The sequence below is a fragment of the Terrihabitans rhizophilus genome (assembly GCF_033898525.1).
In the GTDB taxonomy this organism is placed as follows: Bacteria; Pseudomonadota; Alphaproteobacteria; order Rhizobiales; family Methylopilaceae; genus Flaviflagellibacter; species Flaviflagellibacter rhizophilus.
Genome location: NZ_JAXAFJ010000011.1, coordinates 60,876 through 76,827, shown reverse-complemented (window position 1 = coordinate 76,827; position 15,952 = coordinate 60,876). Strand labels below are relative to the sequence as shown.

The following is a 15,952-nucleotide window of genomic DNA, read 5'->3' as shown; positions in this document are numbered from 1 at the left end:
CAAGCAAGGAGTAGGACATGGCTCAGAAAGTAATCGATCTCAGCCTGCTGATCGAAGACAACATGCCGGCGCACAAGCTCTTCCAGCGCCCGGTCATCACCACGCATATGAGCCATGAGAGCTCCAAGGCACACAATCTCGGCGTGCCGGGCGATGCGATGACCTTCCAGACCAACTTCATCGCCATGCTCGATCATGTCGGCACGCATGTGGACGCCTTCCGCCACGTGAATCCGAACGGCGCGCCGGTCGACGAGATGCCGCTCGAAATGTTCATGGGCAAGGCGGTCTGCTTCGACCTTCGCCACATCCCGGACCTCGGCGAGATTGGCGTGGCCGAAATGGAAGAAGCCGAGCAGAAGGCCGGCGTGAAGGTGGATGGCCACATCGTGCTGCTGTGCTCCGGCTTCCACGCGCGCAACTACCCCGGCCTCGACTCCGTGTGGAAGAACCCCCAACTGACGGCGGAAGCCACGCAATGGCTCTTCGACCGCGGCTCGAAGATGCATGGCGTTGAAGGCCCCTCCACCGACAAGCCGTCCGACAACATCTTCTCGCAGCATCGCCTGTGCCGCGATCTTGGCGTCAGCCATTGGGAATGGCTGGTCAATCTGGAAGCTCTCATTGGCAAGGGCGAGTTCCAGTTCTTTGGCGCGCCGCTGAAGTTCAAGGGCGGCTCCGGCTCGCCGGTGCGTGCCTTCGCCATCCTCAACGACTGAGGTGAACAGTGCCGTCGGCCCCTCCGGCGGCACTCCAGACGGGGAGCGGCGCATGTCGGCAGACTTCGATTACATGAGCGCGCAGGAGATGCGCCGGCGCGTGGCTGCGAAGGAGATTTCTCCGGTCGAGCTCACGCAGCGTGCATTGGACAAGGCGCAGGCCACCCAGGACACGCTGAACTGCTTCTTCGTGCTGATGCCCGAAGAGGCCTTGAAGGCGGCGCGTGTTGCGGAGGACGCGGTGATGCGCGGCGCGCCGCTGGGCCTGCTGCATGGCCTGCCGTTCTCGGCTAAGGATCTGATGGCGGTCGGAGGCGTACGCTACGCCTCCGGCTCGCGCACCATGGCGGACAACGTGGCCGCAGCCGACGCTCCGGCCGTGGAGCGGGCGAAGGCCGCCGGTGCCATCCTCATCGGCAAGACCACAACCAGCGAGTTCGGCTGCAAGCCGGTAGGCGACAGCCCGCTCACGGGCGTGACGCGGCACCCGTGGAATCTCGACAAGACGCCGGGCGGATCGAGCGCGGGTGCCGCGGCTTCCGTTGCAGCCGGCATCACCCCTTTTGCGCTTGGCACCGATGGCGGCGGTTCCATCCGCATTCCGGCAAGCTTCACAGGGCTGGTCGGCATCAAGGCCCATTTCGGGCGCGTTCCCGTTTGGCCGGCTTCGGCCACTCCAACGCTTGCCCATGTCGGGCCGCTCGCCCGGTCCGTCGAGGATGCCGCGCTGATGCTCAGCGCTATCGCGGGGCCCGACACCCGCGACCCATTCGGCGTCACCGGCCCCGTGCCGGACCTGCTTGGCGCGGCGAAGGCTTCGGTCGCCGGCCTGCGCATCGCCTACAGCCCCACGTTCGGCTACGCGCGGCCTGACGCGGAGGTCGTCGAGATCACCCGTCGCGCGGCGATGCAGTTCCAGGAACTTGGCTGCCATGTGGAGGAGGTCGACGCGGTCTTCGACACCGATCCCGCGCCGCTCTGGACCGCGGAGTTCTACGCGGGCGTCGGCATCCGCCTGCGCAACTTCATCGAAAACCAGCGCGACCTGCTCGACCCGGCGGTCGCCGATGTGCTGGAGCCCGCGCTCGCACAGGAGATGCGTGCCTATTACACCCGCGTGTTCGAGCGTTACGCGCTGCGCGAAAAGATGCGGCTGTTCTTCGAGCGTTTCGATGTCCTGCTGTCGCCGGTCCTGCCGGTCACGTCACTGGATGCCGGCGTCAACATCCCGCCTCATCTCGGCGACCGGAACCTTGTGTCCTGGGTCTACTACACCTACCCCTTCAATCTCACTGGCCAGCCCGGAGCCAGCGTTTGCGCCGGCACCTCATCGGACGGCATGCCGGTGGGGCTCCAGATCATCGGAGGTGCGTACCGCGAGGACGTGGTGGTGCGCGCGGCTGCGGCCTACGAGCGAACACAGCCCCAGGGCTACAACGTCCGGCACTTCTGACTGCGGCTTTAAATCGGGATCGAAAGCCTGCCGGCTCGACCGGTTCCTCAGCACGCCGGACTACCTACGCTGGCCAGCAGCGCAAAGCTCTTCGTCCTCATCGGAACATCCGGCGAGCAGCAAGGGCACATGACGGGCCTCGACAGGCTTGCCGAAAAGGTAACCTTGAGCCAGGTCGCAGTTCCAGTTCTTCAGCATTTCGGCCTGAGCCGATGTTTCAACGCCCTCGGCAACGACGCCGATGCCGAAGCTCTGGGCAAGTTCGATGCACATGTTGACGATCGCGGCCGACTCCCGGCTCTCTTCCATGTCGCCGACGAACGATTTGTCGATCTTGAGCCAGTTCACGGGGAACTGCCGAAGATGTGTCAGCGAGGCATAGCCGGTGCCGAAATCGTCGAGCGAGATCGCCACGCCATCCTCGCTCAGCGTTCTCAGGGCGCTGCCTATGTCTCCCGTATCGCCGTTGAGAAGCACGCTTTCGGTGACTTCGAGCTCAAGCGTGTCGGAAGGCAGACGAAACGCCGACATGCTTTCCAGAATGGTTGTGGCGAGGTCACCGCGTTTGAACTCAGCCGCGGAAATGTTGATCGCAACGGCACCGAACGCGACACCCTGCTTTTTCCAAGCCGCCATATCCGCCATCACGAGATTGCGCATGCGGCTGCCCATCTCGACCGACAATACGGGATCCTGGAAGGCGTCCCAGATAGTCATCGGAGACTGGATGCCGAGAGAAGGATCGCGCCATCGGAGGAGCGCTTCGAAGCCGACAATGGTGCCGCTGCCGAGCGCAACTTTCGGCTGGTAGTACGGAACAATGGCGTTGCGTTCGAGGGCATTGCGGGCACGGCCTAGAACGGCGATCCGCGCCTGAAGCCGGTCGGAGAGTTCCGCGCGAAAGAGGACAGACTTGTTGCGGCCCTCATCCTTTGCTGCGTAGAGGGCAAGATCTGCGCACCTGACAACCTCGGTCGGCGTCGAGGCATGGTCAGGAAACATGGCCTGACCGATACTCGCCGAGCAGTAGATGCTGTGCCCGCCATATCGCACCGGCTCTCGGAACGCTGCGCTAATGTCGACGGTCAGAGACTTGGTTTGTTCATCGTTTGCCTCGGCCAGAAGAATACCGAACTCATCGCCACCGAGCCGTGCAACCATGTTTGGGGGCTGCACCAATCCTGTGAGACGGTTCCCCACCGCGACGAGAAGCACGTCACCTGCCTCGTGGCCCAGTGCGTCGTTGATCCCTTTGAATTCGTCGAGATCAACCATCAGCATCGCACCGCGTTGCCCCGGTGTCGTGGCATCCAGCGCTGCCTTCAGCTTTTCCTGGAACAGAGTTCGATTAGGGAGCCCGGTGAGCGCGTCGTGCGTTGAGGTCCATTCAAGCTTGGACTGCCTGATCGCCAGATCCTGCGACGTGCGCTGGAGATCGAGGTTCGCCGAATGGAGCCGGATCTGGGCGACCACAAGAAGCGCAAGCTGCTCCAGCCGACGTTTCTCCACCGTCGAGAAAGATCGTGGCTTGGTGTCGATGACGCACAGGGCGCCCAGCCGAATGCCAGGCTCCCACTCCAGCGGAGCTCCGGCGTAGAAGCGGACACGGGGCCCCTCGGTTACGAGTGGGCTGTCGGCAAATCGGCCGTCTTGCAGGGCGTCATGTACGACGAGGACGTCATCGCCGATGATCGTGTGATTGCAGAACGCAGTATCGCGGGGCAGAAAGTTGTCCGTGAGCCCATGGCGGGCCTTGAGCCACTGATGGTCTTCGTCCAGCAGGGTTACGAGAGCGATTGGTGTGTCGAACAAATCGCTCGCCAGCGCGCAAATCTGATCCATTACAGGATCGTCGCCGGGAATGACTTCAAGAGCCTTGAGTACGTTCAGGCGGCGCTGCTCGATGGGCAGATCACTCATGCGGCGGGCGCCAGTTCCATAGCTCAGCTGTCTCGCGCGCCCATCGAAACGATGGTGGATTTGAATGAGACGCGGAAATATTAACTTATCGTGACCAAATGGCCTTCAGCAGCAAAATAAGCTGGTTGTCATTGTCATTGTTTGCTTTTTCGCGCGGCAATATTCAGCCCATCATTGATAACGCGATATTCTCCTAATCGCTGCGCTTAGCCAGCGAGGGATAAGAGACTTGATAGGACGATCATGTCGAAGAGGGGCTAGCCCTTGACGGGCTCCGGCCCCCTCGCGGTGAGCCTTCGCAAATCAGGATCGAGCGAATGCGACAGTGCCTATGTTCCCGGCGGGGAAACTGTCGAACGGCGTGAGCAAAAATGATGGTGCCGCAAGAGGGATTCGAACCCCCGACCCCCTCATTACGAATGAGGTGCTCTACCAACTGAGCTATTGCGGCGCCGGGCCTAGCCGGTGACTAGGCTCCTAGACAATCGCGTGAACGAAGGCAAGACCGGACACGCCGAGCCCGGCCTTTTCCCGCGTCACACGGTGGCGCGTTCGGGCGAGCGCGTGAGGTCCACAGGCCCGTCGTCGTCCGGCCCGGGATCATCCGGCGCATGTGCGAGCGGCAAGACAATCTCCGGCTTGGCCGCCGGGCGGATGTAGGATGCCGGAGCCGGCTTCGCCACGGGCGGCGATGGCGGCTGGACCGGTTGGGTGGGCGGCGTCACCACCTCCGGTTCCACGGCAGGAGCCTCGGCTGTGAACTCCTCAGCCGGTGCTTGCGGCGTGGCGACGATCTCCGGCTCCAGCGGCTCCTCGGCTGCAGGTGTCACCTCGGGCTCCGCAGGCTCCGGCTTCGAGACCAGTTCCTGCTCCGCAGCGAGGATGTCGGATTCGATCAGCCTATGATCCGATGCCGAGAGGCTCTCCTGCGGAACCGTCCAGACAAAGGCGTCCAGCTTGCCGCTCGTGGGCGAGAACGGCTGCCAGTTCTGCGTGACGACGCCGTCGGCCACCCAGGCCGGATCGGGGCGCGCCACGAGAGCCCGCGTCCGCCAGGCCCGCGCGCGGCCGCGATCATTCAGTTCGGCTTCGTCCAGCTCCGCCATCAACAAACAGACCCGACGGGTCGGCGTGCTGTCGGCATGCGGCTGAAGGAGCCGGCGCGCCAGCGCATAGTCACGGGCATCGATGGCCGCGCGCACGAGGATGAGATCACCCTCGACGTGCCCTCCCGACCTTGCCTGCAGCCCTTGCGCCCGCTTCAGCCTGTCCAGCGCCGCATCACCCGGACGGATGTGCAGGTAGACCTCCGCCAGATCGGGGTGAGGATGCGCGCGCCAGGCCTTGTCCACGATCTTGGCCGCCTTGCGGTAATCGCCGGCCTCTGCCAGCAGACGTCCGGCCAGAGCCGCCGCCGGCACAAGATCGGGAGCCAGATCGACCGCGCTGCGAGCCAGCGAACGGGCTTCCTCAGGCCGCTCGTCGGCCATATCCATCGCCTTGCCGGTCAGCAGCACGGCCCGCTGACGGCGGCCGGTCGACCGGTCCACCACCTTGGCCGAGACATTGCGCTCGACCGAGGCCAGCGCGCCATCCCAGTCGCGGTGGGATGCCTGCATGTCCAGAAGTGCCGGGCCTGCCCATGGCACCTTGGGATCGGCGGCCGCAGCACGGCTTGCGATCTGCAGCGCGCTGTCATCATCACCGCGGCGCCGGGCCTCCACATAGAGGCCGCGATAGCCGAGTGGCCGGGTTTCCTCGCGCTCCAGCATCGCCCGGAAAGCAGATTCCGCCTCCGCGCGATCGCCGGAGAGCTGCGCCGCCTGTGCCCGCAGCAGCAGGGTCAACGGCTCGTCTCCGATGAGACGGCGCGCTTCGGTGGCCGAACGTCTCGCCGCACGACCGTCGCCGACGCCGATGGCGACGAGGCCATGTGCGACGGCGCCAAGCCCGCGCTTCCTGCGCCGCCCTCGCATCACTCCCGCGATCGCGTCGGGGATGTGGAAGATGGAGGTGAGCAGCCACCACAGCAGGAGCAGGGCAGCCGTCAGCGCGAGAACAGCGAACAGTGCCACGGCGACCGTGGTCTCGATCTGCCAGCCCTGCCACACGAGCGTGATCGAACCGGGACGGTCGATCAGCCAGTCAACCCCGAGCGCCGCCAGCGCGATGACGGCAAGGAACAGAAGGACGCGGATCATTGTCCGGCCTCCGCAGCCTTCAGCGCATCGGCGCGGACCGCATCGAGCGCCTGGTCGACGGCCAGTCGGGACCTCAGATCATCGGCTTCCCGCTTGGTCGCTTCCTTCGCGGCAGGATCGAGGTTTTCCCATTCGGCAAGTGCGTCGGCGAAGGCGCGGCGCTGCAGACGGGACTGGATGCGGCTGCGCACAGCCCAGACATCGTTGCCCTGCATCTCCTGCACCGAATCCTCGGCAGGCCGCACCCGCACCAGCCCCTTGGCGCCTTCCGCGAAGCGATCCAAGAGCCCCTGGGACTGAATCTCCGGACGCGGAGCCTTGTTCAGTGCCTCATCGAGCCGCGCAGCGACGATGTCGAGCGTCGGCAGTCCCTTATCGGCATTGGCCTGCAGCGTGGCGGCGACGGCGTCCGGTATCTGGCTGCGCGCATTGGCAAGCGCACCTGCATAAGGTGCGCCCCGCATGATGGCGCTTTCCAGCGAACCAAGAGCCGCAAGCGTCGCTGCACGGTTGGCCTCGGCATAGGCGCGGCCGCTTTCCTCTGTTGCTTTGGCAGCGGCGGCGCCTGCCTGCTCGGCCTGCTGAACAGCCGTCGCCACTTGCTGAACGGCTTCGCCTGCACGCTGGCCGTTCTCCTGCACCTGCTGGCCGACTTCGTCGGCGCGCTGCGCTGCCTGTTGTGCCTGTTGGGCGACCTCGTCCAGGCGCTGGGCCGTCTGCTGCGCGGCTTGCGCGGCTTCATCCGCACGGCGTGACGCGGCCGACGCCTGCTCCACTGCCTGACCCACAGCCGGATCAGGTTGTCGGGGTGCTTCCACGCGCTGCGCCAGTTCATCGAGGCGGGTTGTCAGTTGCGCCAGTTCCGGGCCGGGAACCGCCGGCTGTGCCGCCTGCTGCGGCTGGTTCTCGACGCGGGTTGTGAGGTCCGCGACCCGACGGGACAATTCCTCGATCTCCGGCTGCGGCGCGGGAGCCCCGCCTGCCACCGGAGCCGCGTTGCGCAAGCCCTCGATCTGACCCCGTAGGTCCTGAATCTCAGCCTGGAGCGCCTGCACATTGGCTGTTGCGCCGGCCGCCGGGGTTTCCTGAGCCGCAGGCCGTTCGGCCAAAGTGGTCACCTCCCGCTCAACCGCTGCGACACGATTGCCGAGCGCGGGATCACCTGCGCCCGAAAGCGGAATGAGGTCGGCGCTCAGGAGCAGGAAGAAGACCACAAGTGTGATGGCGCCACCCGCCACGCCCGCGCCGACGAGCGCGCCCAGCGAAGAGCGCGGCTCCGCATCGGAAACCGCGGGGTTGGCTGCTGCGGCACTTGTTCCAGTGTTCGCCGTCTCCCCCGGCTGCCGGTTGCTGGCGGCTCCCAAGGCCGCGGCTTCCGTCACTCCGGCGCTCACCTGCTCTCCGGCTGGCGGCTTGGGCGGGGGCGGGCTTTCCGACGGCGGCGTGTCGATGCCGGGGATCGCCACTTCCAGGTGCTCGTCAGGGGTCTCGGGAGCCGCCTCAGGCCGAGTCTCTTCGGTGCTCCCGGGCATGGCTGCTTCCACTTCCGCGTCGGGAGATTGCGTCGGCTCAGGCGCCGGCGACGGGTCGGTGACCTCTGTCGCCTGCAGATCGATAACGCCCGGCTTGGGCTTCATGGATCGACGAGCCTCGGTCTTGTTGTCCGGGCGAGGGTTCTTCGGGTCGGCCATACATTTCCTCGTACTGGAAGCCCGGACTTAATTAGCGCCCGGCACGCCGCTTGGCGAGGCGGCTTCGCTCAGGCATGCCAACAACGCGTCTTCAGTGGGAAGCGTTGCAATGCGAACCTTGCCACCGGCACGAAGCAGCGGCGCGGCGACGTTTTCCGAGAGGCAGATGTGGACCGGAGGAAGACTCTCCCCCGGTACAGAAGCCTCTGATAACCGCAGATAGGCCCAAGCGGTGCGGCCGGAATAATGCAGAACTGCGTCGATCAGTCCCGCCGCCAGATCGTCCAGAATGTCGGCCGGCATCGCGGGGACGGGATCAGCGCGGTAGACCACCACGGTCCGGATGATGTGGGACGATCCCTCCGTCATGGCTGCGAGGTCGCCGGCACGATCCTGTCCGGCCAGGTGGAGCAGCCGTAAACCCGCCCCTTCCCAGCCGTTCAGCACCACGGCCAGCGCATCGAGGTCCAGCGCTTCGGCTTGAAGATTGTCGAAGCCGAGTTCGCGCGCCGCCGCCGTGGTCCTGCTCCCGACCGTCCAAAGCCTCAGACCCCGGAGCCTCGGCAAATGGGGGTGCGAGGCAATCGCCCGCGCGGCGTTGGCGCTGGTGAGGATGATGCCGTCTGGCAGGCCGTTCGCGATCAGGTTCTCCGGAGGCGCGAAGTGCAGGCTGAGCAATGGCACGACGAGCGGCTCATGCCCCAGCGCGCGCAGCCTCTGGGCGGTGCGCAGGCCCGGCCGCTCCGGTCGTGTCACCAGCACCTTCACGAGGGAAAGCGCTCGCTGACAATGATGCCGGCCGGAACGCGGTTGAAAAGATCCTCGCCGGCTGTGCGGCCGATGATCTCCGGCTGGTCGGCGGGCCCATCAAGTTCCACGGTCCACGCCTCGCGCCCCTCGGCCTCGAGCACGAGCCCGCGCAATTGCAGCCGGTCCCCGTCCATCCGGGCGTGCCCGCCGATGGAGGTGCGGCAGGATCCGTCCAGCGCGGCCAAGAAGGCGCGCTCGGCAAGCAGCGACAGATGCGTCTCCCTGTGGTCGACTGCCGCCAGGAGTTCCGCCGTGCGCGCATCATCGCCCCGGATCTCCAGGGCAACCGTCCCCTGTCCGCAGGCCGGCAGGAAACGCTCAGGCTCAAGCACCTCGCTGGCATGCGCTTCCAGTCCGAGCCGCCTCAACCCGGCCAGCGCAAGCAGGGTGGCCTGCATCTCGCCGCTTTCTACCTTGCGCAGCCTTGTCTCGACATTGCCGCGCAGCAGCACAGTCGTGATGTCCGGTCGCAGGTAACTCAGCATCGCCCCACGCCGGGCAGACGCCGTACCGACGACGGCACCCTCGGGCAGGCCGTCCAGCGTGCCGTATTGCGGGGCGATCAAGGCGTCGCGGGGGTCGGCGCGTTCAAGGCAGGCGGCGAGCACCATGCCGTCCGGCAGAAAGGTCGGAACGTCCTTCGCGGAATGCACCGCCACATCCACGTGTCCGTCCGCCAGCGCCTCCTCGATCTCCTTCGTGAACAGCCCTTTTCCGCCGACATCCGCCAGCGGACGGTCACGCACCTGGTCGCCCGTGGTGCGGATCACCACGATCTCGATGGCCTCAAGAGGCACGCCGTGAGCCTGCGAAAGAGCGCGTTGCGTGGCATGCGCCTGCCACAGCGCCAGAGGGCTGCCGCGTGTGCCGAGGCGGAGAAGGGTCGATGTCATGCGGGCCGAAGCGTTGTGATGCGGGCCCACAGATTATAGGCTGCCGCCGCATCCCGAAACCGGCCACTTCGTCCCTCCCCCAGGATACCTTCATGCGCGTACTTGGCATCGAGACCACCTGCGACGAGACCTCCGCCGCCATTGTGGAACGTGAGGAAGGCAGCGGGCGCGTGCTGTCGAACGTGGTGCTTTCGCAGGTGAAGAAGCACGCGGCCTATGGCGGCGTGGTGCCGGAAATCGCCTCGCGCGCCCATGTCGATGCGCTCGACCGCATCATCCAGCAGGCGCTATCCGAAGCAGGACTGACGCTCGACGAGATGGACGGCATCGCCGCCGCCGCGGGCCCCGGCCTGATCGGAGGCGTCATCGTGGGCCTCACGACGGCCAAGGCCCTGGCCTTCGCCACCGGCAAGCCGTTCCTCGCGGTCAACCATCTGGAGGGCCACGCGCTCACCGCCCGCCTTACCGACAATGTGGCCTTCCCCTATCTGCTGCTGCTCGTTTCCGGTGGGCATTCGCAATTGCTTGCGGTGAAGGGCGTCGGCCAGTACCAGCGGCTTGGCACAACCATCGACGACGCCATCGGCGAGGCTTTCGACAAGGTCGCGAAGCTGCTCGGCCTCGATTATCCCGGCGGCCCTGAAGTCGAGCGCGTTGCGCTCAAAGGCGATCCCACGCGCTTCTCGTTTCCCCGGCCGATGGTCGGACGTCCCCAACCGGATTTCTCACTCGCGGGCCTCAAGACCGCCGTGCGCATCGAGGCCGAGCGCATCGCGCCGCTGACGGACAAGGACGTCGCCGATCTCTGCGCCTCGTTCCAGAAGGCCGTCATCGACATGGTCCTCGACCGGGTTCGCGTGGCGGTGCAGATCTTCACGAGCCAGCATGGCACGCCCAAGGCCCTCGTCGTCGCGGGCGGCGTGGCGGCCAATCAGGCCATGCGCCGACAATTGCTTCATCTGGCCGATTCGCTGCGTGTTCCCCTCATCGCGCCGCCCATGGATCTCTGCGGCGACAACGGTGCCATGATCGCGTGGGCGGGGGCGGAGCGGCTGGCACTCGGCCAGCATGACGGCCTCGGCTTCGCACCGCGTGCCCGCTGGCCGCTGGACATGGACGCCGCCCTCCCGGGAGCACGCGCATGAGCCGCTTCGGCATGATCGGCGTCGTCGGCGCCGGGGCCTGGGGCACCGCTCTGGCCAACGCATCCGCCCGTGCGGGACATGAAGTCGTGCTGTGGGAAATGGATGAAGCGCAGGCACGCGCGCTCGCCGACCAGCGCACCAACGAACGCTACCTGCCGGGCGTGGCACTGGAGGACCGGGTCACCGCCACGTGCGAGGTCGAAGAGCTCGGCATGGCCGATGCGGTGCTGATGGTGGTGCCCTCGCAGGCCATGCGCGCGGCTGCAGGCGGGGTCTCGCGGCACATCAAGATGGGAGCCCCTGTCATCTCCTGCGCCAAAGGCATCGAGCGCGGCTCGCTGGCCTTCATGACGGATGTTCTGCGGGATGCGCTGCCGGACCATCCGGCGGCCGTGCTGTCAGGCCCGAGCTTCGCCGCCGATGTGGCGCGGGGCCTGCCGACGGCCGTGACCCTGGCCGCCGACGACGAATGGCTGGCGGCCGACCTGTCCGCCGCCCTCGCCTCCGCGGGGCTGCGCCTCTACCACTCCGACGATGTGCGTGGGGTGGAGATCGGCGGCGCGGCCAAGAACGTGCTGGCTATCGGCGCTGGCGTCGCGGCAGGTCGCGGGCTCGGTGCCAGCGCGGGCGCGGCGCTGATCGCGCGTGGCTTCGCCGAACTGCGGCGGCTGGGCTCGGCGCTCGGCGCCCGGCCTGAGACCCTTATGGGCCTGTCGGGGCTCGGCGACCTTGTGCTTACTGCCACCTCCGAACAATCCCGTAATTTCAGCTTCGGGTTCGCCATCGGCCGTGGCGAACCGCCCTCCGGCAAGCTGGCGGAAGGCACCTTCACCGCGCAGGCACTGGTTGCGCTGGGCGAACGTCACGGCGTCGAATTGCCGATTGCCATCGCGGTTCGCGACGTGCTTGAGCGTGCCATCTCGGTGGGCGAGGCCGTGGAGGCCCTACTTGCGCGCCCGCTAAAGGCAGAGGCGTGATGCAATTCTGGCTGTTCAAATCGGAGCCCGATGTCTTCTCGTTCGAGGACCTGAAGGCCAAGGGAGCCGCCGGGCAGGAATGGGACGGCGTCCGCAACTACCTCGCGCGCAACCATATGCGCGCGATGAAGCTGGGCGACCGCGGCTTCTTCTACCATTCCAACGCCACCAAGGACGTCGTCGGTATTGCCGAGGTCTGCGCGGAGGCTCATCCCGATTCGACCGACAGCACCGGCACATGGTCCTGCGTGGACATCCGCGCGCTTGAGCCCGTCCCGAGGCCGGTCACGCTTGCGGAAGTGAAGGCCAATCCCCAATTATCCGGCATGGCGCTGGTCACCTCCATGCGGCTCTCGGTTCAGCCGGTGACGCAGGAGGAATGGTCGATCATCTGCCGTCTCGGAGAGGTTGAAGGTTTCTAGCCTTCGGCCCTTGCGGACGGGAAGAAGATCCCCATATCAGCGTTACCCCAGCCAGATGCGAGGCGTCGCCAGCCGGTCCAAGGATCGCGGCGACACCGGACCGGGACGGACGGATGTACTCCGACCGGTCCTAGCCTCCGGCCGCGAAAGCGGCCTTCTGGTGGGAGACAATCTGCCCAGGCCCGTAGTTGGCGGCGAATTGTGTGCCTGAAGAGGCGCGCGCGCTGCTGCCGGAGCCTGGGCATTTCATTTCAGGAAAGCCGTCCTCAGGGGCGGCTTTTTTCATGCCGCCGTTCCACAGCATCGCGCACTGTTCTATCTTCCGCGCATGACATCCGAGCCCGAAGCCGCACGCCTCATCGCAAACGCCGCGCAGGCCTTGAGCGATGGCGGTCTAGTGGCCTTTCCAACCGAGACGGTCTACGGCCTCGGCGCCGACGCCACCAATGGCCGTGCAGTCGCGTCCATCTACAAGGCCAAGGGACGCCCTCGGTTCAACCCCTTGATCGCCCATGTCGCGGAGACTGAGCAGGCGCTGGCGCTTGGGCGCTTCGACACGCGTTCCCAGAAGCTGGCGCGGGCATTCTGGCCGGGTCCCCTCACCCTTGTCGTGCCGGCGAGCGAAAACTGTCCGGTCCACGACCTCGCCCGCGCTGGCCTGCCCACCGTGGCCCTGCGGGTCCCGTCCCATCCGGTCGCGCGCGCGCTGCTGACTGAGTTCGGCGGTCCTGTCGTGGCACCGTCCGCCAATCGTTCGGGGCATGTGAGCCCCACCCGTGCGGGTCACGTGGCTGACGACCTGGGCGAGTTCGTGCGCGTCATCCTTGATGGTGGACCCACGCAGATCGGCGTCGAATCGACCGTCATCCTGTGCCTTCCGGACGAGCCGGTCCGCATGCTCCGGCCGGGAGGCCTCTCGCGTCGGGACATCGAGGAGGTGCTGGGCGAGCGGCTAGCGGACAAGCCGGATGAGGTTCTGGCGCCCGGCATGCTGGCGCAGCATTACGCCCCGGACGCACGCGTTAGGCTCAAGGCCGAAGATGCCGAGGAAGGCGAAGCCTGGCTTGGTTTCGGCCCCGAGGCCGGCCTTGGCGGGCACGGCGTTGCGCACCTCAATCTCAGCCCTTCCGGCGATCTGGCCGAAGCAGCGGCCAATCTGTTCGCCTATCTCCGTGAACTCGATGCTCTCTCCCCCTCCGCGATCGCGGTTGCCGCCATCCCGATGACGGGGCTCGGCGAGGCCATCAACGACCGGCTGGCACGGGCGGCGCTGCGCTGATCGCCCTTTCTCTGATGCAATCCCCGGCTTAGGTGTGGGCATGAGCGCCGATAAAGCTTTCCTCCAGACCCTCGCGGCCATTGTCGGGGCCGAACACGTCCTCGCACCGGATGCCGATCCCGCTCGCTATCTCGACGACTGGCGCGGGCTGTTCCACGGACGCGCGCAGGCGGTCGTTCTCCCCGGATCGACCGCCGAGGTCGCCGAGGTCGTCCGCCTCGCCGCCGAACATGGCGTACCCATCGTGCCGCAGGGCGGGAACACGGGGCTCGTCGGCGGCAGTGTGCCGGACAAAACCGGGCGCGCCATCGTCTTGTCGATCACGCGCATGAACCGCGTTCGCTCGGTCGATCCCGACGGCAACACGCTCGTCCTTGAAGCCGGAGCCACGCTCGAACAGGTTCATGCCGCCGCCGAGGCAGTGGATCGCCACTTCCCTCTCAGCCTTGCCTCCGAGCGGCGCTGCACGGTTGGCGGCAATATCGGCAGCAATGCCGGCGGCCTCGCGGTGCTGGCCTACGGCAATATGCGGGACCTCGTCCTCGGGCTGGAAGTGGTTCTTCCCGACGGCCGGATCTGGAACGGGCTTCGCACGCTGCGCAAGGACAACACCGGCTACGATCTCAAGCACCTCTTCATCGGCGCGGAAGGCACGCTCGGCATCGTCACCGCGGCGGCGCTGAAGCTTTTTCCGCGCATCCGGTCCCGCGCAACCGCGCTCGCCGGCGTCCCGTCGCCCGAGGCCGCGCTCGCCCTGTTCCGTCGGGCGCGCGCCGCAGCTGGTCCATCGCTCACAGCCGCAGAGATCCTGCCCCGCTTCGGGCTGGAACTCGCATCGCGCCACAGTGGCGCGCCGGATCCCCTGCGCGCGCCGCACGCCTGGTACGTGCTGCTGGAACTGTCCTCCCCGGTGGGGCCAGGTCTCTCGACCGTGATGCAGGCGGTTCTCGCAGACGCGGTTCTGGCCGGCGAAGCTGCGGAGTATGTCACCACGACCGAGCCGAAGGAAGCCGCACGCCTATGGACGCTGCGCGAGTCCATGTCGGATTCGCAGAAACTCGCCGGGGCCTCCATCAAGCACGACGTGTCTGTGCCGGTGTCCGATGTGCCGGCCTTCATCCACGAAGCAGGCCTCGCCGCTCTCGCGACCTTACCGGGCTGCCGTCCCGTCCCTTTCGGCCATCTCGGCGATGGCAACATCCACTTCAACATCACTCAACCGGACGGCGCCGACGGCAAAGACTTCCTCGCCCGCTGGGACGAGATGAACGCCGCAGTGCATGCGGTGGTGAAGCGCTTCAACGGCTCCATCGCAGCCGAACACGGCATCGGGCGACTGAAGCGGGACCTCCTCCCCGACGTAAAGGATCCGGTGGAACTCGACCTCATGCGTTCCATGAAGCGCCTGCTCGATCCTGCCGGCATCATGAACCCCGGCATCGTCTTGCCGGTGCCGGATCGCGCGTCTAGGACAACGCCATGAACAAACGTCCTGAAATCGGCGTCTCCACGGCAGTGTTTCGTGACGGCCGCGTTCTCCTCGCGCAACGTGCTGTGGGCGCCCTGCAAGGCCTCTGGTCTCTGCCCGGCGGGCGGCTGGAGCACGGCGAGCGCATGGCCGAAGCTGCTCTTCGAGAACTGGACGAGGAAGTCGCCGTGAAGGCAGAGATCATCGATCTTGCCGGCATCGTCGAGGTGATGCCTCGCGAAGGCTCCGCCTACCATTTCGTGGTCATGGCCTTTGCCGGGGTCTGGCTTTCGGGCGAGCCCCAGACCGGGCCGGAAGCTTCCGCCATCTGCTGGGCCGATCCCGAGACGCTCGACGATCTGCCAGTGACCGACGATCTGCACCGCATCGTTGCAAGCGCCGCGCGCCTCGTGGAGCGCAGGGCGCAGCCTTGATCGCCCGTCCCCTTCTCCTCGTCGCGTTGTACGCAGCAAGTCTCCTTGCGGTGCCGGAGAGCGCGCAGGCGCAGGGCATCTGGGACTTTTTCCGTCGCCGGCCCCGCGAGGAGCAGGCGCCCCCGCCGGCCCCGCCCCCGCCACGTGCACCTCGGGAGCGCGCCGCGCCGCCGAAGCCCAAGCCTGTCGCGCCACCTCCTCCGCCGGTCGTCGCTGCGCCGCCTAAACCGCTGCCGCCAGCGCCCTATGAGAAGGACATGCAGCGGCTCGGAGAGATCATGGGCGCGCTGCACTATCTGCGGCCGCTGTGTGGTGCCGGCGACGGACCTGTCTGGCGCGACAAGATGAACGAGTTGATGCAGGCGGAAGCCGGTCCGCAGGATGCACGCGAGCGCCTCGCGGGGGCCTTCAACAGCGGTTATCAGGGCTTCCAGCTCACCTATCGCACCTGCACGCCCTCAGCACGCACCGTCGTGCGGCGCTATCTCGAGGAAGGCAGCAAGCTCGCGCGCGACATCACCACGCGCCACGGCTACTAGC

General features: G+C 66.5%; 14 protein-coding genes and 1 tRNA gene. 9 read left to right on the top strand and 6 right to left on the bottom strand.

Features of this window, described 5'->3' with window-relative positions; translation table 11 throughout:
- The first annotated feature begins 17 nt into the window (after window positions 1-17).
- Entirely contained in the window at window positions 18-719 is a 702-nt protein-coding gene (locus tag SCD90_RS15000; protein ID WP_319845510.1) for a cyclase family protein, read from the top strand.
- Window positions 720-771: 52 nt separating this feature from the next.
- Window positions 772-2,172: an amidase family protein gene (locus tag SCD90_RS14995; protein ID WP_319845509.1), complete on the top strand. Its 1,401-nt coding sequence runs from the start codon at window positions 772-774 to the stop codon at window positions 2,170-2,172.
- A 60-nt stretch (window positions 2,173-2,232) separates the two neighbouring features.
- On the opposite strand, the gene SCD90_RS14990 is transcribed toward SCD90_RS14995, so the two are convergent.
- The 6 genes from SCD90_RS14990 to hemC all read right to left on the bottom strand — a co-directional run bounded on the left by SCD90_RS14990 (window position 2,233) and on the right by hemC (window position 9,687).
- Window positions 2,233-4,092 carry a putative bifunctional diguanylate cyclase/phosphodiesterase gene (locus tag SCD90_RS14990; protein ID WP_319845508.1) on the bottom strand — a complete coding sequence of 620 codons (1,860 nt, stop codon included), beginning with the start codon at window positions 4,090-4,092 and terminating at the stop codon, window positions 2,233-2,235.
- Between the two features lie 375 nt (window positions 4,093-4,467).
- A tRNA-Thr gene (locus SCD90_RS14985) sits at window positions 4,468-4,543 on the bottom strand.
- An 85-nt stretch (window positions 4,544-4,628) separates the two neighbouring features.
- Window positions 4,629-6,293: a heme biosynthesis protein HemY gene (locus tag SCD90_RS14980; protein ID WP_319845507.1), complete on the bottom strand. Its 1,665-nt coding sequence runs from the start codon at window positions 6,291-6,293 to the stop codon at window positions 4,629-4,631.
- Entirely contained in the window at window positions 6,290-7,984 is a 1,695-nt protein-coding gene (locus SCD90_RS14975; protein ID WP_319845506.1) for a COG4223 family protein, read from the bottom strand. Before SCD90_RS14975 ends, SCD90_RS14980 begins: the two co-directional genes overlap by 4 nt.
- 27 nt (window positions 7,985-8,011) lie before the next feature.
- Entirely contained in the window at window positions 8,012-8,740 is a 729-nt protein-coding gene (locus SCD90_RS14970) for a uroporphyrinogen-III synthase (RefSeq protein ID WP_319845505.1), read from the bottom strand.
- Between the two features lie 8 nt (window positions 8,741-8,748).
- The gene (hemC, locus tag SCD90_RS14965) at window positions 8,749-9,687 is read right to left on the bottom strand and encodes a hydroxymethylbilane synthase (protein ID WP_319845504.1); all 939 of its coding nucleotides are present in this window, start codon (window positions 9,685-9,687) and stop codon (window positions 8,749-8,751) included.
- Between the two features lie 92 nt (window positions 9,688-9,779).
- Here hemC and tsaD point away from each other — a divergent pair, with 92 nt between their 5' ends.
- From tsaD to SCD90_RS14930, 7 genes are all read left to right on the top strand, one after another.
- Entirely contained in the window at window positions 9,780-10,832 is a 1,053-nt protein-coding gene (tsaD, locus tag SCD90_RS14960) for a tRNA (adenosine(37)-N6)-threonylcarbamoyltransferase complex transferase subunit TsaD (protein WP_319845503.1), read from the top strand.
- Entirely contained in the window at window positions 10,829-11,809 is a 981-nt protein-coding gene (locus SCD90_RS14955; RefSeq protein ID WP_319845502.1) for an NAD(P)H-dependent glycerol-3-phosphate dehydrogenase, read from the top strand. Before tsaD ends, SCD90_RS14955 begins: the two co-directional genes overlap by 4 nt.
- On the top strand, window positions 11,809-12,231 hold the full coding sequence (locus SCD90_RS14950; RefSeq protein WP_319845501.1) for an EVE domain-containing protein: 423 nt from the start codon (window positions 11,809-11,811) through the stop codon (window positions 12,229-12,231). The genes SCD90_RS14955 and SCD90_RS14950 overlap by 1 nt, the downstream gene beginning before the upstream one ends.
- Window positions 12,232-12,559: 328 nt before the next feature.
- Complete coding sequence (locus SCD90_RS14945) at window positions 12,560-13,510, top strand: L-threonylcarbamoyladenylate synthase (RefSeq protein WP_319845500.1); 951 nt, start codon at window positions 12,560-12,562, stop codon at window positions 13,508-13,510.
- A 40-nt stretch (window positions 13,511-13,550) separates the two neighbouring features.
- Window positions 13,551-14,993, top strand: a complete 1,443-nt coding sequence (locus SCD90_RS14940) for an FAD-binding oxidoreductase (RefSeq protein WP_319845499.1) — start codon at window positions 13,551-13,553, stop codon at window positions 14,991-14,993.
- Complete coding sequence (locus SCD90_RS14935; RefSeq protein ID WP_319845498.1) at window positions 14,990-15,412, top strand: NUDIX hydrolase; 423 nt, start codon at window positions 14,990-14,992, stop codon at window positions 15,410-15,412. The genes SCD90_RS14940 and SCD90_RS14935 overlap by 4 nt, the downstream gene beginning before the upstream one ends.
- Window positions 15,409-15,951, top strand: coding sequence for a TIGR02301 family protein (locus SCD90_RS14930; protein WP_319845497.1), 543 nt, complete (start codon window positions 15,409-15,411; stop codon window positions 15,949-15,951). Before SCD90_RS14935 ends, SCD90_RS14930 begins: the two co-directional genes overlap by 4 nt.
- Window position 15,952 lies beyond the last annotated feature (1 nt).

Coding starts and splice junctions, on each gene's coding strand:
- SCD90_RS14980 (WP_319845507.1), bottom strand. CDS start 6,293: ATGATCCGCGTCCTTCTGTTCCTTGCCGTCATCGCGCTGGCGGCGCTC.
- tsaD (WP_319845503.1), top strand. CDS start 9,780: ATGCGCGTACTTGGCATCGAGACCACCTGCGACGAGACCTCCGCCGCC.
- hemC (WP_319845504.1), bottom strand. CDS start 9,687: ATGACATCGACCCTTCTCCGCCTCGGCACACGCGGCAGCCCTCTGGCG.
- SCD90_RS14995 (WP_319845509.1), top strand. CDS start 772: ATGTCGGCAGACTTCGATTACATGAGCGCGCAGGAGATGCGCCGGCGC.
- SCD90_RS14955 (WP_319845502.1), top strand. CDS start 10,829: ATGAGCCGCTTCGGCATGATCGGCGTCGTCGGCGCCGGGGCCTGGGGC.
- SCD90_RS14990 (WP_319845508.1), bottom strand. CDS start 4,092: ATGAGTGATCTGCCCATCGAGCAGCGCCGCCTGAACGTACTCAAGGCT.
- SCD90_RS14975 (WP_319845506.1), bottom strand. CDS start 7,984: ATGGCCGACCCGAAGAACCCTCGCCCGGACAACAAGACCGAGGCTCGT.
- SCD90_RS14940 (WP_319845499.1), top strand. CDS start 13,551: ATGAGCGCCGATAAAGCTTTCCTCCAGACCCTCGCGGCCATTGTCGGG.
- SCD90_RS14950 (WP_319845501.1), top strand. CDS start 11,809: ATGCAATTCTGGCTGTTCAAATCGGAGCCCGATGTCTTCTCGTTCGAG.
- SCD90_RS14945 (WP_319845500.1), top strand. CDS start 12,560: ATGACATCCGAGCCCGAAGCCGCACGCCTCATCGCAAACGCCGCGCAG.
- SCD90_RS15000 (WP_319845510.1), top strand. CDS start 18: ATGGCTCAGAAAGTAATCGATCTCAGCCTGCTGATCGAAGACAACATG.
- SCD90_RS14935 (WP_319845498.1), top strand. CDS start 14,990: ATGAACAAACGTCCTGAAATCGGCGTCTCCACGGCAGTGTTTCGTGAC.